Below are 23,810 nucleotides of genomic sequence, written 5' to 3'. Positions count from 1 at the left end.
TATCGGCTTGTATGAATGGGACTTGAGACACCGGGAGAACGCGTACAGACGGTAGTCACAGTTTTCGGGTCGCCGGGCCACGCCCGGCGGTGTTCAGCGGATGCCGTCCACGTCCAGGATCAGTGCCATGCGACCATCGCCGATCAAGGTTGCACCGGCATAACCGCGCAGGCCGCGCAGGGCTTTCGGCAGTGGCTTGATGACCACTTCCTCGCGCCCGCGCACCTGGTCCACGACCAGTCCGAAGCGCGCTTCACCGGCCTGCAGCACCACGATGGTCAGCAGGGTCGACGCGGCGGGCGTCACATCCAGCCACTGGCGCAGGTCGACCAGCGGCAGGGTGTGCGAGCGGCGGTCGAGCACGGCGCGGCCATCGAACCAGCCCAGCGACGTGCGCGGTGCGTGCAGCACTTCCATCACGCGCGCCAGCGGTAGCGCGTAGACGTCCTCGCCGGCCTGCACCAGCAGGGTTGGCAGGATCGCCAGGGTGAGCGGCACGCGGATCAGGAAGCGGCTGCCACGCCCCAGTTCCGACTGGATCTGGATCTGGCCGCTCAGTTCGCGGATGCGCGACTGCACCACGTCCATGCCGACGCCACGGCCGGAAATGTCGGTGACCTGCTGCTTGGTCGAGAAGCCGGGCAGGAACACCAGGTGCAGGCATTCCTCGCTGCTCAGGCGAGCGGCGGCTTCCGGATCGATCAGGCCCTTTTCGCGCGCCTTGGCACGCAGCTTTTCCGGGTCGATGCCGGCGCCATCGTCCTGCACCTCGATGCTGACGTAGTCGCCTTCCTGTTGCGCCGACAGGCGCACATGGCCCATCCGTGGCTTGCCCTGCGCTTCACGCAGCTCGGGCATTTCCACACCATGGTCGATGGCGTTGCGGACCAGGTGCACCAGCGGGTCGGCCAGCGCTTCGACCAGGTTGCGGTCGAGCTCGGTCTCGGCGCCGACCAGCTCGAGGTCCACTTCCTTCTTCAGCGAGCGGGCGACGTCGCGGGCGACCTTGGGGAAGCGCGAGAACACCTTGCCAACCGGCTGCATGCGGGTACGCATCACCGCCGACTGCAGGCGGGCAGTGGCGATGTCCAGCGTCGATACGGCGCGGTCCAGCTCCTCGTCGCGCAGGCGTGCACGCAGGGTCTTCAGGCGGTTGCGTGACAGCACCAGTTCGCCGATCAGGTTGACGATCGCATCCAGGCGTTTGGTGTCCACGCGCACGGTGTGCTCGGCCTCGGCCATCGGCTTGGCTGCCGGCTTGGCTGCGGGTGCCGGGCGCGGTGCTGCGGCGGGTGCCGCCGCGACGGCGGCAGCAGGCTTGGCGCCTGGCGCAGCGCCACCGTGCAGCTGGTCCAGCAGGGCTTCGAACTCGTCTTCGCTGATCAGGCCGTCGTCGGCCTTCTTCGCCGGCGCGACTGCGGTCGGCGCGTTGCCGCCGTGCAGCTGGTCGAGCAGGGCCTCGAATTCGTCGTCGGTGATCAGATCGCTGCCACCTGCCGCAGGCGCGGCCGCAGCGACCGGTGCGGCAGTGCCACCGTTCATGTCGAACTGCGCGATCAGGTCCGGCGGCGCATAGCCCGGCTCCGTACCGGAGGACACGGCGTCCAGCATCGACTGCAGGTAGTCCAGCGATTGCTGGGCGGCGTCGAAGTGGTGGGCCTGCAGTACCGCCTGCCCGGCACGCGCGATGCCAAGTGCTTCTTCAGCGGCGTGGCACAGCTCGACCATTGCGGTGACGCCAAGGAAGCCGGCGCCGCCCTTGAGCGTGTGGTAGCCGCGGAACACCGCGTTGAGTTGCTCGGTGTCCTGCGGTGCCTGCTCCAGCGACACCAGCTGTTCGCCCAGGCGATCCAGGATTTCCTGGGCCTCGATGATGAAATCGGCAGTGATGTCGTCGGATACCGCGCTCATGCTTACAGCCCCAGATCCGACAACAGGTCGTCGGCGTCGTTCTGCGAGACCGCGTGGCGGTCCAGTCCCTTCAGTGCCGGCCCGGCCAGTTCCGGATCGGTGCGATGCTGTTCCGGCGGCAGGCCGAGTGCGCCAAAGCCCTCGTGCACGCGGCGGACGATGCCGACCACGCGACGGATGATCTGCCCGGTCAGGTCCTGGTAGCTCTGGGTCAGGGCGATCTCGGTCAGGTTGTGGCGGATGCGCTCGAGCTGCGCGTCCTGGCCCGGCTGCAGGCCTTCGGCGCGCAGCTGTTCGGTCAGGCTGCGGCATTCCTCGGCCAGGTCCAGGGTGCGGTGCGTGGCCTGTTCGGTCATCGCCACCACGTGGTCAAGGCGTGCGCAGGCGTCGTCCAGCTCGCCGGCCTCGCTGGGCACGGTCGGCAGTTCACCCAGTGCCTGTCCCAGCTCGCGGGCCAGCCGCGAGAGGCCGCTCATCATCGGCTGCGTACGCAGCGCGACCAGTCCGTCGATGCGTTGCCGCCAGGCGGCTTCGTCACCGGACTCCAGTGCGTCCAGGGCTTCCTGCAGGCGCAGGGCGAGGGCGTTCTTGTCGACCGTGGTATCCATCAGGCGCTGGCCGCCAGGCGTTCGAAGATCTTGCCGAGCTTCTCTTCCAGCGTCTGCGCGGTGAACGGCTTGATGATGTAGCCGTTCACGCCGTTCTGGGCGGCTTCGATGATCTGCTCGCGCTTGGCCTCGGCGGTGACCATCAGCACCGGCAGGGTCTTCAGCTTGGCATCGGCGCGGATCGCCTTCAGCAGCTCGATGCCGGTCATCACCGGCATGTTCCAGTCGGTGACCACGAAATCGAACGGCTGGCTCTGCAGCAGCGACAGCGCGGCATGCCCGTCCTCGGCTTCGGCGGTGTTGGTGAAGCCCAGATCGCCCAGCAGGTTCTTGACGATTCGACGCATGGTCGAGAAGTCGTCGACGATCAGGATGCGCATGTTCTTGTTCAAAGCAGAGTTCCTTTGTTGTTCATTCCGGGCGGCCGGGGGCAGCCGCCTCGGGCATGTTCATTCTTCCAGGCCGGCGTCCGCCGCCTCGAAAATCTTGAGCCGGCCACGCAGGCGCAGCACCGCCTGGCCGTGGATCTGGCAGACCCGCGACTCGCTCACGCCGAGCACCGCGCCGATCTCCTTCAGGTTCAGTTCCTGCTCGTAATAGAGCGAGAGCACCAGCTGTTCGCGCTCGGGCAGGTGGCCGATGGCCTTGCCCAGCTCGCGGCCGAATTCGCCGCGCTCCAGCACCTGCTGCGGGGTCGGGCCGCCCTGGGCGACGGTGTCCAGCTCGCCCTGGTCCTCGATGCGCGATTCCAGGCTCAGTACCTGGCCGCGTGCGGCGTCTTCCATCAACCGCAGGTATTCGGGCAGCGGCATCTCCATCGCGGCGGCCACTTCGGTGGCGCTGGCGGCGCGGCCGCTGCTCTGTTCCAGGCGGCGGATGGTGGCGGCGGCATCGCGGGCACGGCGGTGCACCGAGCGCGGCACCCAGTCGCCACGGCGGATCTCGTCGATCATCGAACCGCGGATGCGGATCGAGGCATAGGTCTCGAACGAGGCGCCCTGGTCGGCGTCGTAGCTGCGCGAGGCTTCGATCAGGCCCATCATGCCGGCCTGGATCAGGTCGTCCACTTCAACGCTGGCCGGCAGCCGCGCGGCCAGGTGGTGGGCTATGCGCCGCACCAGGTCCGAGTGCTGGGCGATGACCTCGTTGGCCGCCGAGCGCTGGACCTCCCGGTACTGGGCTGCACCTTTCATGCGGCCACCCCGCGCTGCTTGAGAATGCGCTCGAGGAAGAACTCGACGCCGCCACGCGGTTCGGTTGGCGCCTGCCAGCGTGCGGTGCGACGCGCGATCTCGGTGATCGCCAGTGCTGCCGGGCTGGACGGATAGGCTTTCACCACCGGCTGCTGGCGCTGCACCGACAGGCGCAGCCAGTCATCCTGCGGCACGCAGCCCAGGTAGTTCAGCGAGACATCGGCGAGGAACTTCTCGCAGACGCGGGTCAGCTTCTCGTACAGCACGCGGCCCTCGTTGGGGTCGCGCACCATGTTGGCCACCACCTGGATGCGGTCCACGCCGCGTTCGCGCGACAGCACCTTGATCAGCGCGTAGGCGTCGGTGATCGACGCGGGTTCATCGCAGACCACCACCACGGTGTCCTGTGCGGCCTGGCAGAAGGTCAGCACGCCGTCGGTGATGCCGGCGGCGGTGTCGACCACCATGATGTCCAGTTCGCGTTCCAGTTCGGAGAACACGTTGACCAGGCCGACGTGCTCGGCCGGGGCCAGCTCAGCCATGTGCCGGCGGCCGGACGCGGCCGGGACCACCAGCACGCCGTTCGGGCCTTCGACGATCACATCGTCCAGCGAGCAGCGGCCGGCGACCAGGTCGGCCAGCGTGAAGGTGGGGTTCAGCCCCAGGATCACGTCGATGTTGGCCAGGCCAAGGTCGGCGTCCAGCAGCAGCGTGCGCTTGCCCATGCCGGCCAGTGCCACGGCCAGGTTGGCCGAGACATTGGTCTTGCCCACGCCGCCCTTGCCGCCAGTGACGGCAAGGGTGCGCACAGGGCCGAGCGGCTCGCTGCGGGTGGCCGACAGCGGGAAGGTCTTGGTCAGCTTGGCGTACTCACGCGACGGCATGGTTCAACTCCGGGTTGCAGGGCATATCGGCCGCTCGGCGCAAATCTTCAAGGCGAAGTACAAGATTGGCTGCACTGGCCCGGTGCAGGTCGTCCGGAACGTCCTGGCCATCGGTCACCCAGGTGATCGGCAGGGCATGGTCCACGGCCACCGACAGGGCGTTGCCGAAGCGGCCGGTCTCGTCCAGCTTGCTCAGCACCAGGCCCTGCAGGTTGGCGGCGCCGAAGCGGCGGACCACCTCGTCCATGTCGCCGAAGCTGGTGTTGGCCGGCAGCACCAGCAGGGTGCGGACCTGGCGGGCGGCGCGCAGCCACTGCAGCTGGGCGGCCAGTGCGCGGTCGCGCGGGCCCAGCCCGGCGGTGTCGATCAGCACCAGCTTGTAGTCCTTCAGGCGTTCCAGCAGCTGGTCCAGGTCGGTGCCGCTGTTGGCCTCGTGCACCGCGATGCCGAGCTGGCGGCCGTAGCCGTACAGCTGCTCGCGGGCGCCGATGCGGGTGGTGTCGGTGGTTACCAGGGCGACGTCACGCGGGGCGTGCTTCTCGGCGAAGCGCGAGGCCAGCTTGGCGATGGTGGTGGTCTTGCCGGCGCCGGTCGGGCCGACCAGCGCGATCACGCCGCCTTCTTCCAGCGGGTCGACCGGGGCGATCGGCAGCTTGCGCGAGATCAGCCCCAGCATCAGGCCGCGTCCACGGTGGGCTTCGGTCTCCAGCGGGATCTGCATGGCCACGTCGCGGGCCAGCCCGGCGTCGAATCCGTACTCGTCCATAAGGTCCAGCGCGGTGGCGCGCACCGGGCAGCCGCGCAGGCGCTCGTCGGTGAAGCGGTTCATCTCGCGCTCGATCACCTGGCGCATGCCGGCCACTTCCTGGCGCAGCTGGCGGATCTCGGCGTCGTCCTGGGCAACCACGGTCAGCACCGGGGCCGGGGCGAGGGTGGGCTCCGGCGCGGTTTCGACGCTGGCATCGGCCAACGCCGGTTCGCGGGCGGCGATGGCCGGCTGCGGTTCGGCGACGGCCGCGCCCGGCAGCGGCGGCGGCTGCACGGCGGGGGACACGCTTTCGTGATGCGTGTCGTGCGGCGGGTCGATCTGGAAGCGGGCACGGTTGGCTGGCGCGCTGACGTCCGGTGCCGGTGCAACGATGGCCTCGGCGAACGGGGCGAAGATCTGTTCGGGCAGCGCCGGTTCGTTGACGGCAGCGCGGGCCAGGGTCGCGGCGAAGCCGGTGCTGCCGCGGGTCGGCACGATCTCGTCGGCGCTGTCCAGGGTGCGGCCGGTGGCACCGACCGCGGCGCGGGCGAGGGCGGCCACGGCCGAGGTGGTGGCGGCCACCGGCTCCGGCGCCGGGGTAGCGCTGCGGCGGCGGGTCACCGCGGCGATCACCGCGTCGGCGGCGGTGCGCGGCTTCGGTGCCGGCGGCGGGGCGACGTCACGACGCGAGGCTTCCAGTGCGCGCTGCACGGCGCTCTCGTCGTAGTTGGCCGCGGCGACGATCTCGATGCCTTCCTCGATCCGGCGGTTGGACAGGATCACGGCGTCAGGACCATGTTCCTTGCGCACCAGGTTCATGGCCGAGCGCATGTCGGCGGCGACGAATCGTTTGATTTTCATGCTGTGGTCACGGGACGAAGACGGCGGGGTGGCGGTCGGGGAACTCGGGTGGTCGGTGGTCTGCACGGTGCGGGTTCCCCTTGGTATCTGTCTGTTGCGTTGGTTCGAAAGTGGTGTCTGTTTTCTGGCGCATCGGAGGGCGGCGTCAGCTGATCGTTCCGACCAGCTTCAGGCGCTTGTCCTCCGGCACCTCGCTGTAGGCCAGGACCGACAGCGACGGAACGCTGTGGCGGACCAGGCGGGCCAGCGCGGCGCGCACCGGGCCAGGTACCAGCACGACCGCGGGCTCGTTGCGGGCTTCCTGCTTGCTGACACATTCGGCCAGGCTCTGGTGCAGTCGCTCAGCGAGTCCGGGTTCCAGCGCGGCGCCGTTGCCCTGCGTGGACTCCTGCAAGACACGTTCCAATTGCGGGTTGAGGGTGAACACCGGCAGCTCCGCCGACATTCCGGCGATCTCCTGCACGATGAAGCGGCCCAGCGCGGTGCGCACGGCAGCGGTCAGCACCGCCGGGTCCTGGCTGCTGGGCGCGTGTTCGACCAGTGCCTCGGCGATCTTGCGCAGCTGGCGGATCGGAATGCGCTCGACCAGCAGGTTCTGCAGCACGCGCACCACCGCCGACAGCGGCAGCGCCTTCGGCGTCAGATCTTCGACGAGCTTGGGCGCGCTCTTGGCCAGGTTGGCCAGCAGGTGCTGCACTTCCTCGTGGCCGAGCAGTTCCGGCGCGTGCTCGCGGATCAGGTGCGACAGGTGGGTAGCGACCACGGTGGCCGGGTCGACCACGGTGTAGCCCAGCGTTTCGGCCTGGGCACGCTGGTGCGGCTGGATCCAGGTGGCATCCAGGCCGAACGCGGGGTCCTTGCCGGCGATACCTTCCAGCGCGCCGAGTGCACTGCCGGGGTCCAGCGCCAGTTCGCGGTCCGGGTGGATCTCGGCGGTGGCCACCGGCACGCCGTGCACCAGCACGCGGTAACCATTGGCCGGCAGCTCCAGATTGTCGCGGATATGCACCGACGGAATGAGGAAGCCGACGTCCTGGGTCAACTTGCGGCGCACACCCTTGATGCGCGCCATCAATTCGCCGCCCTGGTTGCTGTCCACCAGCGGGATCAGCCGGTAGCCGACCTCCAGGCCCAGCGGATCGACCGGGCGCAGCTCGTCCCAGCTCAGTTCGGCGGTCGGTGCCGGCGCGGCCGGGCGGCCCAATGCGTTGAGCGCAGCGGCGTCGTTGCCTGCAGCTCCCGGATCGATGGTGGCAGCCTTGCCCTTGCGATAGACCTTCCACGCGATGAAGCCGAGGATCGCGGACAGCGTCAGGAAAGCGACATTGGGCATGCCCGGCACCAGGCCGACCACGCCGATGATGCCGGCAGTGATCGCCAGCGCACGGTACTGGCCGAACACCTGGCCGGTCATGGCCTGGGCCATGTCCTGCGAACGCGAGGCGCGGGTGACCAGCATCGCCACCGCGCTGGACACCAGCAGGGCCGGCAGCTGCGCCACCAGGCCGTCACCGATGGAGAGCAGGGTGTAGGTGGCAGCGGCGTCGCCGAACGGCATGCCATGCTGCAGCACGCCCACGGCCAGGCCGCCGAGCATGTTGATGAACAGGATCAGGATGCCGGCGATGGCGTCGCCACGGATGAACTTGCTGGCACCGTCCATCGCGCCGTAGAAGTCGGCTTCCTCGCGGACCTCTTCACGGCGCAGCTTGGCTTCTTCACGCGTCAGCAAACCGGCGTTGAGGTCGGCGTCGATCGCCATCTGCTTGCCGGGCATCGCGTCCAGGATGAAGCGCGCGGTCACTTCGGAGACGCGGCCTGCGCCCTTGGTGATGACCACGAAGTTGATGATGGTGAGGATCGCGAAGACCACGATGCCGACCGCGTAGTTGCCGCCGATCACGAATTCGCCGAAGGCGGCGATGACCTTGCCCGCGGCGTCGTGGCCGTTCTGGCCGTTGAGCAGGATCACGCGGGTGGACGCCACGTTCAGCGCCAGCCGCAGCATGGTGGTGATCAGCAGCACGATCGGGAAGATCGTGAAGTCCAGCGGGCGCTTCACGTAGACCACCGCCAGCAGCACCATCAGCGAGATGGCGATGTTGAAGGTGAACAGTGCATCGAGCACTGGCGCGGCCAGCGGCACCACGACCATGGCCAGCAGGGCCAGCACGATCAGCGGTGCGCCAAGACCCTGGCGGATCATTTCCAGGGCGCGGCGGGTATTGAATCCGGCGGAGGGCTGGGCGCTCACGGGCGGCCTCCCTTGCCGAATTCATCCACCTGGATGTGCGGGGCGTCCGGCATCGGGCCAGTGCGCCAGGCGCGCAGCTGGTAGACGTAGGACAGGACCTGGGCGACGGCCGAATACAGTCTCACGGGGATTTCCTTTCCGAGTTGGCCTTCCCGATACAAGGCGCGTGCCAAAGGCGGGGCGGAGACGATCGCGACCTTGTTGCCGTCGGCCACCTCACGGATGCGCAGGGCGGTCTCGTCCACGCCCAGCGCGACCACGGTGGGGGCGTTCATGGCCCCGCCTTCGTACTTCAGGGCCACCGCGTAGTGGGTGGGGTTGACCACCACCACGTCGGCGGTGGGCACCGCTTCCATCATCCGGCGGTTGGCCATCTGCTGCTGCAGCTGGCGGATGCGGCCCTTCACCTCTGGGCTGCCTTCGCTTTCCTTCATTTCCCGGCGCAGCTCTTCACGGGTCATCTTCAGCTTGCGCATCCAGTTCCAGCGCTGGTACGGCGCATCGATGGCGGCCAGCACCAGCATGGCGCCGGCGGTGGCCAGCAGCAGGCGCAGGGTGAAGCCGAGCCCGTCGGTGATGGCCGTCTCCAGCGGGTGGTGGATCAGCCCGCGCAGGGTGTCAAAGCCGTTCCAGACCACCAGCCCGGCGGCGACGCCGACGAAGGCCACGCGCAGCAGCGATTTGGTGAACTCGGCAATGGCCTCCGGGCCGTACAGGCGCTTGAGCCCGCTCATCGGGTTCATGCGGTTGATGTCGGGCAGCAACGCCTTCTGCGACCAGCGCAGGCCACCCATCACCAGCGGGGCGACGAAGCTGGCCAGCAGGCAGACCAGCACCAGCGGCGCGATCACCAGCATGAACTGCAGCAGCAGGTCACCGAAGTGGCCGAACAGCTCCTTCGGGTTCTGCCGCAGGCTCTGTTCCGGGCTCAGCGCCTGCTTCATCCAGGCCGTGGCGCCACGGCCGATCGAGCCACTCATCGCCATCACCGCCAGCACGCCGGCGCCGAATACGGCGGCCGTGCCGAGTTCGCGCGAGCGCGGCAGGTTGCCCTGTTCACGGGCGTCGCGCAGGCGTTTTTCGGTCGGTTGCTCGGTCTTTTCGCCGGCGGATTCGTTCTCGGACATCACGGGGCACTACGGCAGGGGATGCCGGGGTGCGTGCAAGAACCGTTCCGTGATGGTGGGTAGCTCATCCACGCATGGCGTGGATCTACCGGATGCCCGTTTGTAGAGCCGAGCCCGCGCTCGGCTGCGGTTGGCCCAGGCGCGAAGCGCAGCCGAGCGCAGGCTCGGCTCTACAGGAGGGTGTTGCAGGAACCGTTCCGTGATGGCGGGCGGCGGCACGGGCAATGCCGGGCCGTGCCCGGCGCAATCATCCGTCCGGCTTCACCGGCTGCAGCGGAATCGACAACATGCTGTCGCTGTGCCAGTCCACCCGCAGCGGTTCACCCGCATCGGCCACGCTCTCGTCGCTGACATCGCGGCCGGTACCGTGGTTCACCTGGTGCATCGCGTCCTTCAGTACATCCACCTTCACCAGCAGGCGGCTGCCGGCGGCCAGTCGGCGCGCCACCATGCGCGTGCGGTCGAAGGGCAGGTGGGTCCATTGGCCTGGCTGAAGCAGCTGGCGCGTGGTCGGGTCACGCACGTGGCTGGCCCGGCCCATGTAGTAGGACAGCTGCATCCGGCGTCCATCGGCCATCAGTTCGTACAGGGTGACGGTGAAATCGAAGTCGCGCTTGTTGATCCGGACCTTCAGGTCGCCGGAGAAGCTGCCCACCAGATCCATCGGGCCTGTAAAGGGATCGGTGACAAAGGACAGCGCCGTATCCCTTTCGTCCTGTGCTGCGATGATCGGGAACGGGTAGTAGCCATGCCGCATTTCATTGCGGTCGGCCAGGTCCACGGTCTGCCCCAGCTGGTCTGGCGCTGGCGGCTGTTCCTGCAGGCGGTGGTAGCCATCGGCCGAAGCGGGTGCGGCCGACAGGTGGTAGCGGCGGTGGGCACCCGCGGCGGCGTCCAGCGTTGCCGCATGGCCCCAGCGGTTGGCGCCCATCAGCTGGTAGTTCACGCGGTCGGGCACCAGCGCAGGACGCGGCGCGCCGCGCCGCGCAGCACATGGTCCAGCCACTGGAAGGTGACTGCCGGGGTATCGAACTGCGCGGCGGGGTCGACCGCGTAATCACGCAGCTGCAGCGGTTTGACCGCCGACTGCGCACCACGATGGTCGTAGGGGCCGATCAGCAGGGCATGGTCCGCATCGGGGCGGTGCCGCAGGTGGTCCTTGAAGTACTGCAGTGCCGAGATCTGGCCATCGTCGTAGTAGCCGGTGATGGTCAGTACCGGGATGCGGATGTCGTCGAACTGGTCGCCATAGGGAACCATTGACTGCCAGTAAGCGTCGTACGCCGGGTGGTCGAGCCAGCGCTGCAGCCAGGGGTTCGGCGTGCCATCGACCTGGTCGATCTGCCGGTAGGGGCGGCCGGAGGCATACCAGCGGCGCGGCAGCTGCGACCAGCGCTCGTTCTGGTTGTAGGTGTCGTTGTCCAGCATCGGGCCATTGGCCACATAGAACGCCCAACCGTAGTTGGCACTCAGGAACACGTTGTTTTCCATCGGCAGGCCCTGGCCGGGGATGGCGGCAACGTAGGGCACGATGGTCCTCAGTGCGGGATGGTGATGGCGCGCCGCCGCCCAGGCAGTGAAGCCCTCATAGCTGCCGCCATACATGGCCACCCGGCCATCGTTCCACGGCTGGTGGCTGATCCAGTCGATGGCTGCGTTGGCGTCCCCGCCGTCATGCTCATAGGGAGCGATGGTGCTGATGCCCCGACCCTTGCCACGGGCATCGACCACGATGCCGGCGTAGCCATGTGCGGCGGCCAGCAGCATCTTCTGCCGGTTCTTGGGTGGATCGGTGTAGATGGTGAACAGCATTGCTGCAGGCAGCGGAGCCCTGGCGGCGCGTGGCCGTGCCAGCTGCGCCGACAGCACGACGCCATCGCCGGCGGGGATGCGCAGGGCATCGTCGATGACGAAGCGACGCTGCTCTTCCGCGGCGACCAGCGCAGGGGCCAGTGCGGCGGCAAGGGTCTGTGCACGCAGTACCGCCCGCAGGCGCAGCAGTTCCAGGGCGACGGCCTCGGTGACGGTCGCGGCCCCCGCCTGCGCGGCGATGGCCTGCTCCAGCTGCGCGCGCACCGGGGCTGGCTCAGCCGAGAGCGCGGCATCGGCCTGCACCGCGGCAACGTCGTCGAGGGCAGCGAAGGTGCTGTGGAAGGCACGCGCATACCCCGCTGCGTCCTGCTCGCCGGCGGTGGCGAGCAGCAGCATCGGCACCCAGCGCTGCACCGCCGCGGTATCACCGTCGCTTGCAAGCGATGCGCGTGCCTGCTGGATCGATCGCCGCGCTTCGCTGGTCCGGTCCAGCGCAAGCAGCGCGTGGCTGCGCTGTGCGTCGGTCAGGCTGGGCGACTTCAGCACGCCCTTGCCAAGGGTCTGCAGGGCAGCGTCGACCTGGACCGGGGAAGCATCGGCTGGCAATGACCACGGCAGATCAGCGGCGGTGGCGTGGCCAACAGCAAGGGCCAGCAACAGGCCAGCAAGGGTAGTGCGTAGGGCCACGGGCTCTTCCTTGCATGACGGTCGCGCGGCCCATCATACGGGAGCCGAGCGCAGGCTCGGCGCTACAGGAGGCGCGGGGCATTTGTAGGGCCGAGCCCATGCTCGGCTGCGGTTGGCTCAAGCGCGAAGCGCAGCCGAGCGCAGGCTCGGCTCTACAGGAGGGTGTCGAAGGAGTCGTTCCGTGATGGCGGGCGGCCGCGCCGCGAGGCGTTATCCGGGCGGGTGTTGCGGCGGCGGGCTCTGCGCCAGTTCCACCCGCGGCCGTGGCAGGTCGTGCAGCTGCATGAAGCGCGCTGCATCGACCGGCCGGCCCAGCAGGTAGCCCTGCAGGTAGTCGCAGCCCAGACGCTCCAGGTAGGCGCGCTGGGCGGCGGTTTCCACGCCTTCGGCGACGATGTCCATGTCCAGCGCATGGCCCAGCGCCACGATCGCCGAGACGATCACCACGTCCTCGGCGCTGTGCTCCAGGTCGCGCACGAAGGCGTGGTCGATCTTGATCTCGGTGGCCGGCAGCCGCTTCAGGTACAGCAGGCTGGAATAGCCGGTGCCGAAGTCGTCGATGGAAATGCCTACGCCCAGTGCCGACAGTGCCTGCAACAGGCGCAGGCTGGTGTCGGTATCGCGCATCACCGTGCTTTCGGTGATTTCCAGCACCAGGTGCCGTGGCGCGATGTTGTGGCGCTCGATCACCGTGCGCACGTCCTGCAGCAGGTGCGGCGAGCTGAACTGCACCGGCGACAGGTTCACCGACATCGACCAGCCTTCATGACCGGCAACGTGCCATCGCCGCAGCTGCTGGCAGGCCTGGTCCAGCGCCCAGCGCCCGATGTCGTTGATCGCGCCGCTGCGCTCGGCCAGGCGGATGAATCGATCGGGCGGAATCAGGCCATGTTCCGGATGCCGCCAGCGGATCAACGCCTCGGCGCCGGCCACCTTCTGCGTCGCGACGCGGATCTTGGGCTGGAAGTTCAGGAACAACTGGTCGCTGCCGATCGCCCGGCGCAGGTCGGCCAGCAGCCGGAACTGCTGCTCGGCACTGTCGTTCATCCAGTCCGCGAACAGCACGAAGGCGTTGCGTCCGGACTCCTTGGCCTGGTACATCGCCGCGTCGGCAAACGCCATCAGCTGCCGCTCGCTGGCAGCATGGTCGGGGCAGATCGCCACGCCGATGCTGGCGGTTACCTGAAGTTCGTTGTCCGGCAGCAGCGGTCCGCTGCCGACCGCCTGCAGGATGCGCCGGGCGAGGGTAGGCAGATCCTCGTCGTGCTCGATGCGTACCACCAGCACGAACTCATCGCCGCCGAGGCGGGCCAGCATGTCATGGGGGCGCAGCAGCTGGCGGGTGCGCTCGGCCACCGCCACCAGCAGCGCGTCGCCGGCCTGGTGGCCATAGGCATCGTTGACCTGCTTGAAGCCGTCAAGATCCATGAACATCACTGCGAAACGGCTGCCGCCCTGTTCGGCCTCGGCCAGCGCCTGCACGATGCGCCGCTGCAGCAGCAGGCGGTTCGGCAGGCGGGTGAGCGGATCATGCAGTGCAGCCTGGGTCAGCTCCTGCTGCGCGTCGGTCAGGGAGGTGCTCAACATCGAGTTGCGCAGGCGCAGCAGCTGGGCCTCGACCCGCTGGTCCAGCCACGACACCACCAGCACCACGGCCAGGATTGCGACGGTCAGCAGCACCACCAGCATGGCCAGCCATTCGCTCTGCAGGCCATCGCCGACCGCCGCGCCGCAGATGCTGCCTTCCGGAAAGCGTGCGGCGGCCATGCCGGTGTAGTGCATGCCGACGATGGCCAGCCCGAGCAGGCCGGCGGCCGCGAGGCGGTCGCCGACACGGGTGCGCTGCGCGCGCAGGCGGAATGCCACATACAGCGCAGTCCACGAGGCGGCGACCGCCACCATCAGCGAGAACAGCAGCCAGCCCGGGTCATAGTCGATGCCGGGTTGCATGCGCATGGCCGCCATGCCGACGTAGTGCATGCAGGCGATGCCGGTACCCATCAGCAATGCCCCGCCGGCCAGGCGGGGATGCGGCAGGGTGCGCAGTGACACCAGCCACAGCGCGAACACAGACGAGGCGATCGCCAACGCCAGCGAGAGCAGGGTGATGGGCAGGTCGTAGCCCAGTGGAATGGGCAGGTCGAAGGCGAGCATGCCGATGAAGTGCATCGACCAGATGCCCAGGCCCATGGCGAAGCCGCCCCCCAGGCGCCACCACCACGCCGCGCCCTTGCCTGGTGCGGTGACGGTGCGCCCGGCCATCGCCAGCGCGGTGTACGAAGCCATCACGGCGACCAGCAACGAGATCGCCACCAGCCAAGGATTGTACGTGCCTACCAGCATTCGTCAGTCTCCCGGACCTGCCTGTCGACGGAAACCACGGTGGGGCATGCATGAGGCAGGCCGACGCAGTGCGTCGACCAGACGCGGCGTCCCCCTGGGCGCCGCGCATTCACTCTAACGCGTGGACCCGGGGGGACTTCAAGCGGCAAGACGTGAAATTGCGCCCCTGTAGAGCCGAGCCCATGCTCGGCTAGCGCTCCGGCCAATGGCAGCCGAGCATGGGCTCGGCTCTACAGAAACGAAGGCATGGCAACCAGTAAAACGTGATGATCAGGTCAGTGTGTAACCGCGTCCGCAGCCTGGAAGGCGGCATCGAACAAGCGCTGCACCGGCGGCCCCATTTCACCGGCCAGCAGGGCCAGCAGGAACAGGCCCAGCAGCAGCGAGACCGGCAGGCCCAACTGGATCGGGTTCAGCGCCGGGGCGGCGCGGGCCAGTACGCCGAACGCCAGATTGACCGCCAGCATCGCCACCGTCAGCGGGATGGCCAGGGTCAGTGCGCCGCGCAGTACGGTCAGCAGGAAGGTCGGGGCAATGCTGAAGAACGCGTGCGGGTCGGGCAGCGGGGCGCCGATCGGCAGTGCCCGGTAACTGTCCACCACCAGCGAGATCAGCGCCAGGTGGCCATTGGCGGTGAAGAACAGCAGGCCGAACATCAGGTAGAACCACTGCCCGATCACGCCGGAGGTGCCGCCGCGCAGTGGGTCGCTCATCTGCGCGAAGGCCAGGCCGGTGCCCTGGGCGATCAGTTCGCCGGCCAGCGCACCGGCTTCGAACACCAGGCGCAGCAGGAAGCCGATGGACACGCCGATGGCCAGTTCCCGCGCAATGGTCAGCACGGTGGCGGCATCGAAGCCGGTCCAGTCCGGTACCGGCGGCAGCAGTGGTGCCAACGCGATGGCAAGGGTGCCGGCCAGGATCACGCGGATCCGCGCCGGCACCGCGCGGGTGCCGACCATGGGCATGGCCATGGTCACCGCACCGATGCGCAGCATGGTCCACAGTACGGTGCCGATCATGCCGAAGGCCTGCAGGCCGTCGGCAGCCATCTGGGTGGCGGCGTCCATCGAAGCGTGTGTCCTAGCCGATCAGGTGCGGGATGCGCTGGAACAACAGCGTGGTGAATTCAACCAGGTGGCCGATCAGCAGGCTGCCCAGCGCGAACAGCACCGCGGTCAGCGCCGCCGCCTTGGCGACGAAGGCGATGGTCGGTTCGTTGAGCTGGGTGGCGGCCTGCACGACGCCGACCACCACGCCCACCACCAGTACGGTGAGCAGCAGCGGGCCGGCCACCCACAACACGGTGATCAGGCCGCCACGCAGTTCGGTCAGGGCAAGTTCGGGAGACATGGTCTTTCCATCGGTAGCGCCGGGCGGTGCCCGGCAACGCTCATGTAGCGTCGAGCCGTGCTCGACGGCCGTTGCGGGGTTGGGTCAAGCCGGATTGAAGCTCGCCGCCAGTGTGCCGACTGTCAGCACCCAGCCATCGACCAGCACGAACAGCAGGATCTTGAACGGCGCCGACACCAGCATCGGCGACAGCATCATCATGCCCATCGACATCAGCACGCTGGCCACCACCAGATCGATGATCACGAACGGGATGAAGATCAGGAAGCCGATCTCGAAGGCGGTCTTCAGCTCGCTGGTGACGAACGAGGCGACCAGCACCGGGAACGGGATCGCGTCGGGGCTGGCGTAGGTGCCGTGCCCGGCGATGCCGGCGAAGGTCATCAGGTCGGTCTCGCGGATCTGCGCCAGCATGAAGGCGCGCAGCGGCGTGGTGGTCAGCGTCCAGGCGGTCTGGAAGTCGATGTCGCCGTTGAGGTAAGGCGCCATGCCGGTGCTCCAAGCCTTGTCCCAGGTCGGCAGCATGATCATCGCGGTCAGGAACAGGGCCAGGCCCAGCAGCACCTGGTTGGACGGCGTCTGGCCCGTGCCCAGCGCCTGGCGCAGCAGGCCCAGCACGATGATGATGCGGGTGAACGAGGTCAGCACCAGCAGCATCGACGGGATCAGGGTGATCGCCGTCATCAGCAGCAGGGTCTGCAGCGGCAGGCTGACCGGCGCACCGCCGATCTTGCCGACGTTGATGTCCGGCAGCGGCGTGGTCGGTGCGCCGGGCGCGGCGAACGCCAGTGCCGGCAACAGGCACAGGGCAAGCAACAGCAGCCACGGCATCAGGGTGGCAAGACGGGTACGGGTGACACGCATGTCAGGGGTCCTTGCGCAGCCGCTGCTGCAGCAGCTGGGCGAAATTCGGCAGGTTCTTGAAGTCCGGCACGCGTACCGGCGCCGGTGGCGGCAACGGTTCGGGCAGGGTATGCAGGGTATTGATGCCGCCGGCGGTGACGCCCAGCAGCAGCTGCTGGCCGTTGACCTCGACCACCACCACGCGTTCCTTGGCGCCGACGCTGAGGCTGGCCACCAGCTTCATGCCTTCGGCAGGGCGGAAGCCGCTGCCAGGCATGCGCTTGAGCAGCCAGCCCAGGCCGATGACCAGGGCCAGCACCGCCAGCAGCGCCAGCACCGCACCGAACAGGCTGGGTGCGGCGGCCGCGTGCTGGCCGACCTGCGGGCCAACCGGGGCGGCGGCCTTGCCGACCGCCAGCAGGGTGGAGGCCAGCAGGCTCAACGCAGTCTCCGGATCCGCTCGCTCGGGCTGACCACGTCGGTCAGGCGCACGCCGAAGCGGTCATTGATCACCACCACTTCGCCGTGGGCGATCAGGGTGCCGTTGACGAACACATCCAGCGATTCGCCGGCGCCGCGTTCCAGCTCCACCACCGAGCCCTGGTTGAGCTGCAGCAGGTTGCGGATCGGTAGGCGCGCGCGACCGACTTCCAGCGACAGCGTCACCGGCACGTCCAGGATCACGTCCAGGTTCAGGTCCGGGCCGTTCGCCTCGTCGGCCTGCAGGCTGCTGAACTGGGCCGGGGTGGGTTCGAGGGCGTCGATATCGTTCATTGCGGGTCTTCCTGGATGACGGGTACGCGCGGGCGGGTGCCCGGCGGATGGGTAGCGGTGATCTTCACGGCGTTCATGCCGTTGGCGATGCCGAACTCGCCGGTGAACACCGGGATGTTCTCCACGCACAACGGCACCTGCGGGCTGAGCTCGATCGGCAGGATGTCGCCGACCTTCAGCTGGGTCAGGTCACGCAGCGTCATGCGCTTGCTGGCCAGCACGCTGGACAGGGTCACCTCGGCGATGTTGAGCTGTTCGCGCAGGGTCTGCCCCCAGCTCTCGTCGCGATCGTTGCGGTCGCTCTGGATGCCGGCGTCGAGCAGCTCGCGGATCGGCTCCAGCATCGAGTAGGGCAGGGTCACGTGGATGTCGCCGCCACCGCCATCGAGCTCGACGTGCAGGCGGCACACCACCACGTACTCGCGCGGCGTCACGATGTTGGCGAAGTGCGGGTTGATCTCCGAGTTGATGTACTCGAAATCGACATCCATCACCGGTGCCCAGGCCTCGCGCAGGTCGGCGAAGGTCTGCTTCAGCAGCAGGTGGATCACCCGCATTTCGGTGGCGGTGAACTCGCGGCCTTCGATGCGGGTCGGGTAGCGCCCGTCGCCACCGAAGAAGTTGTCGACGATGGCGAACACCAGGGTCGGTTCGAACACGATCAGGCCGGTGCCACGCAGCGGCTTGAAACGGATCAGGTTCAGGTTGGTCGGCACATACAGCGAGTGCATGTAGTCGTTGAACTTGATCAGCTCGATGCCGCGCACCGACAGCTCGGCCGAGCGGCGGATCAGGTTGAACAGGCCGATCCGCCACAGGCGTGCGAAACGCTCGTGGACCATTTCCAGGGTTGGCATGCGACCGCGGATGATGCGGTCCTGGCTGGCGAAGTCGTATGAGCGCGCTTCGCCTGACGGCGGTTCCGGATCGGTCTCGACCGCGCCACTGTCCACGCCGTGGAGCAGGGCATCGATCTCGTCCTGGGACAACAGATCATTCATTGGTGGGCCCTTACTGGGTCACGAAACTGGTGAACAGCAGGTCGTCGGCACCATTGCTGCCGGTCTCGGCCTTGAGCACTTTCTGCACTTCGGCCAGCGACGCAGCCTGCAGCTTCTGCTTGCCGGCGACATCGGCGATCTGGTCGGGGCTGACCTGCGAGAACAGCATCAGCAGGCGTGCACGGATGGCCGGCGCGTGGGTCTTGATCGCCTCCAGCGCGGCCGGGTCACGCGTCATCAGCTGCACTTCCAGCTGCAGGTAGCGCGGGCCGTCGATGGGGCCGTTGAGGTTGACCACGAAGGCCGGGTCGAGCGCGAAGTACTGCGCCGGCGCCGGGGTGGCCGACTTCTTCGGGGCCTGCGCGGTCTTCTCTTCCGGCTTGGACTGGGTGAAGAACCAGACGCCGCCACCAGCGGCGGCGGCGGCCAGCACGGCCACCAATGCGGTGATCAGGATCGGACTGCGCGGCTTGGCGGCCTTGTCCTTCTCGGCGGTCTTCTTGGTTTTGTCAGCGGCTGCGGCCACGGGGTGAAGCTCCTGAGGGTTGCTTCACCGGGATATGCAAGGGGTGTGCCGAAGATGGGGCAGTGGGGTGCGACGGAATTCCGTCGGGGTGCCGGTGCGGCCGTGCGGAGCAAGCTCCGCAGCCACCAACGCGATACGGCGAAGTGCCGATCCTGGCCGGCTCCATTGCCCCGGTGCCCCTGTGCCCTGGTGGGCGCCGACCGCCCCACTCTGGTAGGTGCCAACCTTGGTTGGCACGTCTGTCAGGCGTAGGCGTCCAGCAATCCGCGCTGGCGGATCAACTGCGCGGACGACACGCTGGTGTCACCCGGCGACGGTTCTCCGTCACCGGCCATGCCGCCGGCGCCGGATTGCCCCGACGCACTGCCGTCACCTCCAGGCGCCTGGTGGCCGACATCGGCGTGGGCCAGTTGGAAGCCCTGTTCGCCCAGCAGCTCGCGCAGGCGCGGCAGGCTGCTTTCCAGCGCCTGCCGCACGTCCACGTGCGGGCTGCTGAAGCTGGCATGCACCTTGTCGCCGTTCAACTGCAGGCGAACATCCACCGGGCCCATGTCGTCCGGACTCAGGCGGATGTGGGCGTGACCGATCTTCTGGTCGGCCAGCCAGCCCAGGCGCGCGCCGATGGCCTGGTCGAAGCCGTCGTCACCCAGCACGGGCTTGGGCGTGGGTTCGCCATTGAAGATCGCGTTGCCGGTGGCGAGCGCCGCTTTCAGGTCCTGCACGGCGGCCGCTGCCGGTGCGTGCAGCAGTGGTGCACTGTTGCGGTCGCCGAAGGCAGCCACGTCACTGCCTTCGCCGCGCTCGCTGCGCTTGCCGGGCGGGATCATCTCCGGCAGTGGCAGCGCGCTGGCATCCCCAGCGCTGGTCGCCGCAGGTTTGCCGTCGGCCGTCGCTGCGGCTGCGGTAGCCGCTGCTGGGGCGGTTGCGGGCAGCGCCGGGTTCGCGGCGGGGGCAGCGGGCAGCGCGCTACCGTCGCTGGACAGCGACGGTGCAGCGGTGGTCGGCAGAGCGGCGGCCGGATCCACGGGCGTCGGCATCGCCAGCACCAGGCCGGCCAGGCCGAGCGGTGGCCACGGGGCATCCTCGGTCGCGGCGGGCGTGTCCTTGTCGGTGCCGGGTCCAGCCGGGGTGGCGGCAACGGGCGGCAGCGGCGACGTTTCAGCGCTTGCCGCTTCGCCTTCTGCGTTGCGTTCGCCGGGAGCCTGGCCATTGCTGTCGGGGGTCGATGGCTGGCTCGGCGTGGATGGCGTCGGCGTGGTGGCGCTGCTGGCAGGGGCGGCTGCAGAGGGCGCGCCACCCTGCAGCAGCTGGCCGAATTCCTTGCCGCCCTCGCTGCGCGGTGCGCGCGCTGCAGCGCCGCCGGAATTCTGTGTCTGCGCGTTGGCGCTGCTGGCGAGCGGGGAGGGCATCACGAGCGGCCTCCCTGCTCGGTGCCATCCTGGTCTTCGGCCTGTACAAGGCGCGCGCGGCGCGCACCGATGTCGTCCATCTCGCGCTGGTCGCGGCGATCGGTCACCACTTTTTCCTGCGCGCGGTAGCTGGCGGCGAGCTGTTCCAGCACGGCCTTGTCCCGGCTGGCCAGGATCAGGCGGGCACGCTCGGCTTCCACTTTTTCGCGGTTGCCGTTGACCGTGGCTTGCTGCTGCTCGACCGCACTGTCCAGGCGGTCCAGGAAAGCGCGACGGTTCAGCAGCTGCGCCGGGCTGGTCGCTGCCATCTGCGCGTTTGCGTACTCCTCGGCATAACGTCGCAGTTCGTCCAGTCGCGATAGATGGGTATCGAGAACGCGCTGGCGTTCAGCGAGGTCTCGGGCGACCGCGTCCTCGTGTTCCTGGGCCCGCTTGAGCAGGGGATCGATGCGCTTGGACTGGTTCATGGCTTAACTCTCTTGTTCCACCAGGCGCTGCAGTGCCGCCTGGCTGTGCGGGAGATCTGCGGCCTTGGCAACGTCCTGGCCGAGGAACTCCATGATTTCCGGCCAGCGTTCCAGGGCTTCGTCGGTGGCCGCGTCGTTGCCGCGCTGGTACGCACCGATGGCGATCAGGTCGCGGTTGGCCGAGTAGGCCGAGACCAGCCGCTTCAGCTTGCGGATGCGCAGGCGCCACGGCTCGTCGGCGATTTCCGTGACCACTCGGCTGACTGACGATTCGACGTCGATGGCCGGATACAGGCCGCTGTCGGCCACGCGCCGCGAGAGCAGGATGTGACCATCGAGGATCGCGCGGGCGGCATCGGCGATCGGGTCCTGCGGATCGTCGCCCTCGGTCAGCACCGTGTAGAACGCCGTGATCGAACCACGCCCCTTGGCGCCGTTGCCGGCGCGTTCGACCAGCGCCGGCAGCTTGGCGAACACCGACGGCGGGTAGCCGCGGGTGGTCGGCGGCTCGCCGACCGACAGGCCGATCTCGCGCTGTGCCTGGGCGAAGCGGGTCAGCGAGTCCATCAGCAGCAGCACATTCAGTCCCTGGTCGCGGAACCATTCGGCAATGGCGGTGGCACGGTAGGCGCCGTGCAGGCGTGCCAGCGGCGGGCGGTCGGCCGGGCTGGCCACCACCACGGCGCGGCGCAGGCCTTCCTCACCCAGAGTGGTTTCGACGAAATCACGGACTTCGCGGCCACGTTCACCGATCAGCCCGACCACGATCACATCGGCAGCGGTGTAGCGGGTCATCATGCCGAGCAGCGTGGATTTGCCGACGCCGGAACCGGCGAACAGGCCGACACGCTGGCCGCGGCCGATCGGCAGCAGCGCGTTGATCGCGCGCACGCCCACATCCAGCGGCTGGGTGATCGGTTCACGTGCCAGCGGATTGATCGAGACACCGGCCATGCCGACGTGGCCTTCGGCGCGGATCGGCCCCTTGCCGTCCAGCGGCACGCCATCACTGTCGATGACCCGGCCGAGCAGGCCTTCGCCGACTTCCACGCCACCGCGGCGCGCCGACGGCACCACGCGGGCGTTGGGCAGCAGGCCGTGCAGTTCAGCGCTGGGCATCAGGTAGGTGCGCTCGCCGGCAAAGCCGACCACTTCGGCATCGACCCAGCCACCGTCGACCACTTCCACCTTGCAACTGGCGCCCAGCGGCGCCTCGCAGCCAACCGCTTCCAGGGTGAGCCCGACCGCGCGGCGCAGCACGCCCTCGCGGATCAGGCCGCGACCATGCGCGGTATCCACGCGCAGGCCGTCGAGGCGACGGGCCAGGCGCAGGTTGCGGGCCATGGCCCAGTCGGCGGGCGGTGGTGCCGGCTGCGATTCGGGCGTCATGCGCCTGCTCCGGTCTGGCGGATCACCGCATCCAGCGCGCCACGCAGGCGGGCTTCCAGGGTGCCGTCGATGCGCACCGCTTCAGCATGCACGCGCAGGTCGCCGCGGCTCAGGCTGGTATCGGGCACCAGGCGCTGCTGCGGCGACAGGTTCAGCAGGGGGGCGAGGGCGGCGATGTCGTCGGGGTGCAGGCGCACCTCGACTTCGCGGGTGCTGCCTCCGACCGCGTCGATGGCCTCGCCGACCAGCTGCGCCAACAGCGCAGGGTCGGCCTCGTAGGCACGCCCGACCAGGGCACCGGCGATGCGCACGGCCAGCTCGCCGAGCGCACCGACCACTTCATTCTCCAGCCGCACCAGCGGCCGGCTGAAGTTGTCCAGGATGCCTTCGATCTGCGCGGCGAGGCGCCGCACCTCGGCCTGGCCCTGGCTGTAGCCGTCGGCATGGCCGTGCTGGAAGCCTTCCTTCTCGGCGCTGTCCTGGATCGCCTGGATCTCCTCCAGGGTCGGCAGCTGCAGCGGTGGCTCGGGTTCGTGTTCCGGGTCCGGCTCGGTGAGTTCGAACACATCTTCCTGCGCCAGCGCCGGTTCGGGCTGGGCCAGCAGGTCCGGGGCAAGCCAGCGCACGACGTTGCTCACAGCATGGCCTCCGCGCTGCCACCGATGGTGACGGTGCCTTCATCGGCCATGCGCTTGACGATGGCCAGGATCTCGCGCTGCGCGCCTTCCACGTCGGACAGGCGCACCGGGCCACGGGCTTCCATGTCCTCCAGCAGGATTTCGGCCGCGCGCTGCGACATGTTGCGGGTGATCTTGTCGCGCACCTTGATGTCGGCACCGCGCAGGGCCAAGCCCAGGCGCTCGCCGCTCACTTCGCGCAGGACCAGCTGCATTTCGCGATCGTCCAGATCGACCAGATCGTCGAACACGAACATCAGGTCCTGGATGCGGTTGCTCAGTGGCGCATCGATGCGTGCGATTTCGCCCAGGATCGCTTGGTCCTGGCCGCTGTCCATGAAGTTCAGGATGTTGGCCGCGCACTGCACGCCGCCGATGTTGGACGACTTCAGGTTCTGGTTGCCGGCGAACTGGCGCTCCATGATCTCGTTGAGTTCATTGAGCGCGTTCGGCGGAATGCCGTCGAGGGTGGCGATGCGCAGCAGTACGTCGACGCGGGTACGGTCGGGCAGCAGCTTCAGTGCGTCGGCGGCCTGGTCTGTTTCCAGGTGCGCCATCACGATGGCGATGATCTGCGGGTGCTCGTTGCGCACCAGGTCGGCCACCGCGCGCGGGTCCATCCACTTCAGCGCGTCCAGGCCGGTGGTGTTGCGGCCGAGCAGGATGCGGTCGATCAGGTTGCCGGCCTTCTCGCTGCCCAGCGCCTGCACCAGCATGTTGCGGATGTAGTCATCCGAACCCACGCCCAGTGAGGTCTTCGAGCCCAGCTCCTGGCCGAACTGGTCCATCACCCGTTCCACCTGCTCGCGGGTGATGTCGGTCATGGTGGCCATGGCGATGCCGATCTTCTGCACTTCCTTGGGTTCCATGTGGCGCAGCACCTCGGCCGCGTCCAGCTCACCCAGCGAAAGCAGCAGCACGGCCGCGCGCTGCACGCCGGTCAATT

Annotated in this window: 23 protein-coding genes; all 23 read right to left on the bottom strand. The window is 68.4% G+C overall.

Going from position 1 to position 23,810, the window contains the following annotated elements; all coding sequences use genetic code 11:
- Nucleotides 1-93: 93 nt before the first annotated feature.
- Nucleotides 94-1,911: a chemotaxis protein CheA gene (locus AASM09_RS12340; protein ID WP_049426837.1), complete on the bottom strand. Its 1,818-nt coding sequence runs from the start codon at nt 1,909-1,911 to the stop codon at nt 94-96.
- Between the two features lie 2 nt (nt 1,912-1,913).
- Nucleotides 1,914-2,519, bottom strand: coding sequence for a protein phosphatase CheZ (locus AASM09_RS12335; RefSeq protein WP_006442968.1), 606 nt, complete (start codon nt 2,517-2,519; stop codon nt 1,914-1,916).
- On the bottom strand, nt 2,519-2,911 hold the full coding sequence (gene cheY, locus AASM09_RS12330) for a chemotaxis response regulator CheY (protein WP_005413247.1): 393 nt from the start codon (nt 2,909-2,911) through the stop codon (nt 2,519-2,521). The genes AASM09_RS12335 and cheY overlap by 1 nt, the downstream gene beginning before the upstream one ends.
- Nucleotides 2,912-2,968: 57 nt before the next feature.
- Nucleotides 2,969-3,712, bottom strand: coding sequence for an RNA polymerase sigma factor FliA (locus tag AASM09_RS12325; RefSeq protein ID WP_005413248.1), 744 nt, complete (start codon nt 3,710-3,712; stop codon nt 2,969-2,971).
- The gene (locus AASM09_RS12320; protein WP_049426835.1) at nt 3,709-4,596 is read right to left on the bottom strand and encodes a MinD/ParA family ATP-binding protein; all 888 of its coding nucleotides are present in this window, start codon (nt 4,594-4,596) and stop codon (nt 3,709-3,711) included. Before AASM09_RS12320 ends, AASM09_RS12325 begins: the two co-directional genes overlap by 4 nt.
- Entirely contained in the window at nt 4,583-6,205 is a 1,623-nt protein-coding gene (gene flhF, locus AASM09_RS12315; RefSeq protein WP_100443526.1) for a flagellar biosynthesis protein FlhF, read from the bottom strand. Before flhF ends, AASM09_RS12320 begins: the two co-directional genes overlap by 14 nt.
- A 145-nt stretch (nt 6,206-6,350) precedes the next feature.
- The gene (flhA, locus tag AASM09_RS12310) at nt 6,351-8,411 is read right to left on the bottom strand and encodes a flagellar biosynthesis protein FlhA (RefSeq protein ID WP_180848854.1); all 2,061 of its coding nucleotides are present in this window, start codon (nt 8,409-8,411) and stop codon (nt 6,351-6,353) included.
- Nucleotides 8,412-8,455: 44 nt separating this feature from the next.
- The gene (flhB, locus tag AASM09_RS12305; protein WP_100443525.1) at nt 8,456-9,586 is read right to left on the bottom strand and encodes a flagellar biosynthesis protein FlhB; all 1,131 of its coding nucleotides are present in this window, start codon (nt 9,584-9,586) and stop codon (nt 8,456-8,458) included.
- 247 nt (nt 9,587-9,833) lie between these two features.
- Nucleotides 9,834-10,532: a CocE/NonD family hydrolase C-terminal non-catalytic domain-containing protein gene (locus AASM09_RS12300; RefSeq protein ID WP_238378610.1), complete on the bottom strand. Its 699-nt coding sequence runs from the start codon at nt 10,530-10,532 to the stop codon at nt 9,834-9,836.
- Complete coding sequence (locus tag AASM09_RS12295) at nt 10,529-12,085, bottom strand: CocE/NonD family hydrolase (RefSeq protein WP_238378609.1); 1,557 nt, start codon at nt 12,083-12,085, stop codon at nt 10,529-10,531. The genes AASM09_RS12300 and AASM09_RS12295 overlap by 4 nt, the downstream gene beginning before the upstream one ends.
- A gap of 210 nt (nt 12,086-12,295) precedes the next feature.
- Nucleotides 12,296-14,428, bottom strand: coding sequence for a putative bifunctional diguanylate cyclase/phosphodiesterase (locus tag AASM09_RS12290; RefSeq protein ID WP_100443524.1), 2,133 nt, complete (start codon nt 14,426-14,428; stop codon nt 12,296-12,298).
- Nucleotides 14,429-14,703: 275 nt separating this feature from the next.
- Nucleotides 14,704-15,495 carry a flagellar biosynthetic protein FliR gene (gene fliR / locus AASM09_RS12285; protein WP_049431117.1) on the bottom strand — a complete coding sequence of 264 codons (792 nt, stop codon included), beginning with the start codon at nt 15,493-15,495 and terminating at the stop codon, nt 14,704-14,706.
- Nucleotides 15,496-15,508: 13 nt separating this feature from the next.
- Nucleotides 15,509-15,778 (bottom strand): flagellar biosynthetic protein FliQ, encoded by a 270-nt coding sequence (locus AASM09_RS12280; RefSeq protein WP_005413254.1) that lies wholly within the window; start codon nt 15,776-15,778, stop codon nt 15,509-15,511.
- 84 nt (nt 15,779-15,862) lie between these two features.
- Nucleotides 15,863-16,642 carry a flagellar type III secretion system pore protein FliP gene (fliP, locus tag AASM09_RS12275; RefSeq protein WP_049431111.1) on the bottom strand — a complete coding sequence of 260 codons (780 nt, stop codon included), beginning with the start codon at nt 16,640-16,642 and terminating at the stop codon, nt 15,863-15,865.
- Between the two features lies 1 nt (nt 16,643).
- The gene (gene fliO, locus AASM09_RS12270; protein WP_180848852.1) at nt 16,644-17,042 is read right to left on the bottom strand and encodes a flagellar biosynthetic protein FliO; all 399 of its coding nucleotides are present in this window, start codon (nt 17,040-17,042) and stop codon (nt 16,644-16,646) included.
- A gap of 17 nt (nt 17,043-17,059) precedes the next feature.
- The gene (fliN, locus tag AASM09_RS12265; protein ID WP_005409543.1) at nt 17,060-17,395 is read right to left on the bottom strand and encodes a flagellar motor switch protein FliN; all 336 of its coding nucleotides are present in this window, start codon (nt 17,393-17,395) and stop codon (nt 17,060-17,062) included.
- A complete protein-coding gene (fliM, locus tag AASM09_RS12260; RefSeq protein ID WP_049431106.1) occupies nt 17,392-18,396 on the bottom strand; it encodes a flagellar motor switch protein FliM in 1,005 nt (334 codons plus the stop codon). The genes fliN and fliM overlap by 4 nt, the downstream gene beginning before the upstream one ends.
- 10 nt (nt 18,397-18,406) lie before the next feature.
- The gene (locus AASM09_RS12255) at nt 18,407-18,922 is read right to left on the bottom strand and encodes a flagellar basal body-associated FliL family protein (RefSeq protein WP_057504318.1); all 516 of its coding nucleotides are present in this window, start codon (nt 18,920-18,922) and stop codon (nt 18,407-18,409) included.
- Between the two features lie 242 nt (nt 18,923-19,164).
- Nucleotides 19,165-20,331 (bottom strand): flagellar hook-length control protein FliK, encoded by a 1,167-nt coding sequence (locus AASM09_RS12250; protein ID WP_049429348.1) that lies wholly within the window; start codon nt 20,329-20,331, stop codon nt 19,165-19,167.
- On the bottom strand, nt 20,331-20,798 hold the full coding sequence (fliJ, locus tag AASM09_RS12245) for a flagellar export protein FliJ (RefSeq protein ID WP_005413256.1): 468 nt from the start codon (nt 20,796-20,798) through the stop codon (nt 20,331-20,333). The genes AASM09_RS12250 and fliJ overlap by 1 nt, the downstream gene beginning before the upstream one ends.
- A gap of 3 nt (nt 20,799-20,801) precedes the next feature.
- Nucleotides 20,802-22,187: a FliI/YscN family ATPase gene (locus AASM09_RS12240; protein WP_049429347.1), complete on the bottom strand. Its 1,386-nt coding sequence runs from the start codon at nt 22,185-22,187 to the stop codon at nt 20,802-20,804.
- The gene (locus tag AASM09_RS12235) at nt 22,184-22,825 is read right to left on the bottom strand and encodes a FliH/SctL family protein (RefSeq protein ID WP_049429346.1); all 642 of its coding nucleotides are present in this window, start codon (nt 22,823-22,825) and stop codon (nt 22,184-22,186) included. Before AASM09_RS12235 ends, AASM09_RS12240 begins: the two co-directional genes overlap by 4 nt.
- Nucleotides 22,822-23,808, bottom strand: a complete 987-nt coding sequence (gene fliG, locus AASM09_RS12230) for a flagellar motor switch protein FliG (protein ID WP_024958226.1) — start codon at nt 23,806-23,808, stop codon at nt 22,822-22,824. Before fliG ends, AASM09_RS12235 begins: the two co-directional genes overlap by 4 nt.
- Nucleotides 23,809-23,810 lie beyond the last annotated feature (2 nt).

The sequence above is a fragment of the Stenotrophomonas maltophilia genome (genome assembly GCF_039555535.1).
Classification (GTDB): domain Bacteria; phylum Pseudomonadota; class Gammaproteobacteria; order Xanthomonadales; family Xanthomonadaceae; genus Stenotrophomonas; species Stenotrophomonas maltophilia_Q.
This window is presented reverse-complemented; position numbering and strand designations above follow the sequence as displayed.

Excerpts from the sequence above, each read along its gene's own strand:
- fliM (WP_049431106.1), bottom strand. The coding sequence starts at position 18,396 with ATGAATGATCTGTTGTCCCAGGACGAGATCGATGCCCTGCTCCACGGC.
- AASM09_RS12335 (WP_006442968.1), bottom strand. The coding sequence starts at position 2,519 with ATGGATACCACGGTCGACAAGAACGCCCTCGCCCTGCGCCTGCAGGAA.
- AASM09_RS12290 (WP_100443524.1), bottom strand. The coding sequence starts at position 14,428 with ATGCTGGTAGGCACGTACAATCCTTGGCTGGTGGCGATCTCGTTGCTG.
- AASM09_RS12280 (WP_005413254.1), bottom strand. The coding sequence starts at position 15,778 with ATGTCTCCCGAACTTGCCCTGACCGAACTGCGTGGCGGCCTGATCACC.
- flhF (WP_100443526.1), bottom strand. The coding sequence starts at position 6,205 with ATGAAAATCAAACGATTCGTCGCCGCCGACATGCGCTCGGCCATGAAC.
- fliR (WP_049431117.1), bottom strand. The coding sequence starts at position 15,495 with ATGGACGCCGCCACCCAGATGGCTGCCGACGGCCTGCAGGCCTTCGGC.
- AASM09_RS12250 (WP_049429348.1), bottom strand. The coding sequence starts at position 20,331 with ATGCCCTCCCCGCTCGCCAGCAGCGCCAACGCGCAGACACAGAATTCC.
- fliP (WP_049431111.1), bottom strand. The coding sequence starts at position 16,642 with ATGCGTGTCACCCGTACCCGTCTTGCCACCCTGATGCCGTGGCTGCTG.
- flhB (WP_100443525.1), bottom strand. The coding sequence starts at position 9,586 with ATGTCCGAGAACGAATCCGCCGGCGAAAAGACCGAGCAACCGACCGAA.
- fliJ (WP_005413256.1), bottom strand. The coding sequence starts at position 20,798 with ATGAACCAGTCCAAGCGCATCGATCCCCTGCTCAAGCGGGCCCAGGAA.
- AASM09_RS12320 (WP_049426835.1), bottom strand. The coding sequence starts at position 4,596 with ATGCCGTCGCGTGAGTACGCCAAGCTGACCAAGACCTTCCCGCTGTCG.
- AASM09_RS12325 (WP_005413248.1), bottom strand. The coding sequence starts at position 3,712 with ATGAAAGGTGCAGCCCAGTACCGGGAGGTCCAGCGCTCGGCGGCCAAC.
- fliN (WP_005409543.1), bottom strand. The coding sequence starts at position 17,395 with ATGAACGATATCGACGCCCTCGAACCCACCCCGGCCCAGTTCAGCAGC.
- AASM09_RS12340 (WP_049426837.1), bottom strand. The coding sequence starts at position 1,911 with ATGAGCGCGGTATCCGACGACATCACTGCCGATTTCATCATCGAGGCC.
- flhA (WP_180848854.1), bottom strand. The coding sequence starts at position 8,411 with ATGATCCGCCAGGGTCTTGGCGCACCGCTGATCGTGCTGGCCCTGCTG.
- AASM09_RS12240 (WP_049429347.1), bottom strand. The coding sequence starts at position 22,187 with ATGACGCCCGAATCGCAGCCGGCACCACCGCCCGCCGACTGGGCCATG.